The sequence below is a fragment of the Desulfonatronospira sp. genome (genome assembly GCA_003563255.1).
Classification (GTDB): Bacteria; Desulfobacterota; Desulfovibrionia; order Desulfovibrionales; family Desulfonatronovibrionaceae; genus Desulfonatronospira.
In genome coordinates this window covers 1-3,723 of sequence record PWSL01000245.1, presented here as the reverse complement: position 1 = coordinate 3,723, position 3,723 = coordinate 1, and the positions used below count along the sequence as shown (strand labels likewise).

General features: G+C 54.1%; 2 protein-coding genes. Both read left to right on the top strand.

The window, feature by feature from the left end; genetic code table 11:
• The first annotated feature begins 264 nt into the window (after positions 1 to 264).
• Positions 265 to 621 (top strand): helix-turn-helix transcriptional regulator, encoded by a 357-nt coding sequence (locus QZP87_RS07075; protein WP_291322219.1) that lies wholly within the window; start codon positions 265 to 267, stop codon positions 619 to 621.
• A 195-nt stretch (positions 622 to 816) separates the two neighbouring features.
• The gene (locus tag QZP87_RS07070) at positions 817 to 3,684 is read left to right on the top strand and encodes a helicase-related protein (protein ID WP_291322218.1); all 2,868 of its coding nucleotides are present in this window, start codon (positions 817 to 819) and stop codon (positions 3,682 to 3,684) included.
• The last annotated feature ends 39 nt before the right edge of the window (positions 3,685 to 3,723 follow it).

The following is a 3,723-nucleotide window of genomic DNA, read 5'->3' as shown; positions in this document are numbered from 1 at the left end:
TTTTTTAAGAAGCGGCTGGAGCCGCAAGAACTAAATGTTCCCAGGCTGGAGCCTGGGAACGAGAGGTAAAACTTCCGTGCCCTTCCGTGTGTTCCGTGGGCGATACCTCCTGGCTTTCTTTGAAAATGCAACAACATGTTGTTTCGAAATTTGTGCTAAGCGCCTAAATCCATTCCAGCAGTTAGTTGGTCCTTTTTAATATCGGGTGGGCGGATTTTTTAAAAAAACCTTGACTTCGTGTATTATGGAGTCCACAATGGACTTATGGAAACACCTTTTGGATCATACGTCCGTGAAAAGCGCCTTGAATTGAGAAAAACCGACAAGAAGTACTCCCTGCGTCAGGTGGCGGGGAGAATCGGCGTTGAGCCGTCCTACTTGAGCAAGATTGAGCGGGGCTGGCCGGTAACTCTGTCCGAGAAGAAGATAATCTCTCTGGCCGGGGAGCTGGGGGAAAATCCGGACCTGCTTCTGGCCCTGGCCGGAAAGGTCTCCTCCGAAGTACAGGAAGTCATCCGCAGCCGCCCAGAGCTCTTTGCCGAACTTATAAAAAACCTGAAGAACATGCCCGACCATGCAGTCCTGCGCCTGGTGCGTGAAGTGCGTGACGGGGAGTGGTGAAAAAAAGATACTGCACTTGAGTCTGCTCGTTGACCTTTAGTCCGCCTTGAGGTATGCGGGGCTTAAATTTCTATGTAATGTTCAAGGGTTATATCTTGAGCCATTATCCCCGGGTTTTGTATCTGCAGCTCCGTCCTGGACCTCCAGGGCGCAAGTTACTTATTCCCGCAAAATTTTGACCTGCAAGGCTTGAAAATGTCTCAAAAATCCGCCTCGACCCTGGCTCCGGGAGCCAGGGTGCTGGTTCGGGACGCTGAGTGGCTGGTGAGGAGGGTGGACCGTGCATCCACAGGGGGACAGGCCCTGACCTGTGTCGGCCTGTCTGAACTGGTCCGGGACAGGGAAGCCACATTCCTTACAGACCTGGAGGCCCTGCACAGTCCTGTCAAAAGCCTGGACCCGGCCCGAACCAGGCTTGTTGCTGATTCTTCCAACCAATATCAGGACAGCCTGCTCTATCTTGAAAGCCTGCTGCGCCAGACACCGCCCACTGATTCCAGGCTTTACACAGGCCATCAGGCGGCCATGGATTTTGTTCCGTACCAGCTGGATCCAGCCCTGCAGGCTCTGGAAAAGCCCAGACAGCGTATTCTCATTGCCGATTCCGTGGGACTGGGCCAGACCCTGGAAGCCGGAGTGCTTCTGAGCGAACTTATACGCCGGGGAAGAGGCAAGCGCATCCTGGTGGTGACCATGAAGAGCATGCTCACCCAGTTTCAAAAAGAGCTCTGGACCAGGTTTACCATACCCCTGACCAGGCTGGACTCCATAGGGCTGCAGCGGGTACGTTCCAAAATTCCCACCAATCATAACCCTTTCTATTATTTTGATAAATCCATCATCTCTATGGATACCCTGAAGCAGGACAATGAATTCAGGGTGCATCTGGAAAAGGCGACCTGGGATGTGATTGTCATAGATGAAGCCCACAACGTGGCCGAAAGAGGACATGGACGCACCCAGCGGGCGCGTCTGGCCAGGCTCTTGTCCAGGCAGTCGGATTCTCTGATTATGCTCTCGGCCACACCGCATGACGGCCGGGCCAGAAGTTTCGCCAGCCTTATGAACATGCTGGACCCAACAGCCATTGCCAACCAGGACGATTACGGACCTGATGACATAAAGGGCCTGTTTATCCGCCGTTTTAAAAAGGACATCCAGCATCAGGTCAAGGGATCATTTCAGGAAAGGCGTATCAGTACCTGCCATATCCCGGCCTCTGAGCAGGAGGAAAGAGCCTTTGCAAGCCTGGCCGGACTCAACCTGCATAGCCTGAACAACAAGCGCACTGGAGGGCAACTGTTTCAGACCACCCTGGAAAAGGCCCTGTTCTCCAGCCCTGCAGCCTGCTTGGAGACCATTGATGCCAGGCTGCGTCAACTGCAAAGAGCACCTCAGGCAGACTATGCCGGAGATGTGCAGTCTCTAAGGGAATTGCGAAGTGCAGTGGCGGACATAACTTCTGAGAGTTTCAGCCGTTTTCAAAAACTGGTGGACCTGCTCAGCAGCCCCTCCAGCGAACTGTACTGGACCGGCAAAGATCCCCTGGACAGGTTAGTCATCTTTACCGAGCGCATTGCAACCTTAGAGTTTTTATATCGACATCTGCCACCGGCACTTGGACTCAAGGACAGGCATGTGGAACGACTGCACGGTGGTCTCTCGGACATTGAACAGCAGCGGGTGGTGGAGGATTTCGGCCGGGACGAATCGCCCCTGCGTCTGCTTATCGCCTCGGATGTGGCTTCCGAAGGGATCAACCTGCACTACCTGTGTCACCGCCTTATCCACTTTGACATCCCCTGGTCCCTGATGGTCTTTCAGCAGCGAAACGGCCGCATAGACCGCTATGGCCAGGAGAGGACTCCATTGATCAGCTACCTGGCCATCCAGAGCCGGGAGCCCAAAATCCACGGGGATATGCGCATCCTGGAGCTTTTAATCAGCAAGGATGAAGAAGCCATTAAAAATATCGGGGATCCTTCGGCCCTCATGGGCGTCTATGATGTGGAGGCAGAAGAAGCCAGAACTGCTGGAGCCTTAGAACAGGGGCTCTCCCCGGATGATTTTGCCGCCCGGGACCTGTCCGCCCCACAGGACGGCCCGCTGGATCTGCTGGCCTTTCTGGAAGAGGGCCAGGAGAAATCCAGTGATACATCAGCCCGGCAGCGCCTGGGACAAATGCCTGCCCTTTTTGCAGATGATTTTGAATATGTTCGCCTGGGCCTGAACCGGCTGGATCAGGACAATGACCTTTCACCGGATATTGACGAGAGCCTGAGGGTGCTGGATATGAATGTGCCCGGGGACCTCCTGCACCGTTTCGCATTTCTGCCCCGGGAAATCCAGCCCCGCAACGGACGACTCAAGTTTACCGACGACAAAGACACCATGCAGGAGGAGATCAGACGCTGCCGCAAGGATGAGCAGGCCTGGCCTGAGCTTCACTACCTGTGGCCACTCCATCCGGTCCTGCAATGGCTCAATGACCGGGTACAGACCAGTTTCGGACGCAACGAAGCTCCCGTGCTTACCCTGCCTTCTCTAAAGCCGGAGGAAATAATCTACATTCTCACGGGAATCATTCCCAACCGCAAGGGACAGCCCCTTATTCAGAACTGGTTCGGGGTTATTGTGTCCGGCCGGGCCTTCAAGGGGATGGAGCCCTTAGAAAAAATTCTGGAGCGCACCGGCCTTGGAAGCAGCACCTTTTCCAACCCCGGCAACATGAAGGTCAGCCGCCAGGCTGAAGAGATGCTTCCCAGCGTAATCCAGAAGGCCATGGAATGGATGAACGAAGTGCGCAGGGAATTTGAAAACCGGATTAATCCCCAGCTCAATGCTCACCTGGAAAAGTTAGAGCAGTTGAAAATCCGGCATAGAAGGGAGATAGAGCAGTATTTTCATGAAAAACACATGCCCGAGAATGTAAAGTCCAGGCGCAGGGACGAGCGTATGCGGGAGGTGGAAAATCTGTTTGCCGAATACATGGAATGGATTGAGGACACCATGACCACCGAAGAGCATTCCAGCATCAAAGTGGCGGCGGTATTGCAGGGATGAAACAGCAGGTAATGAATCCTGCCCTCCAGACAAAGGACA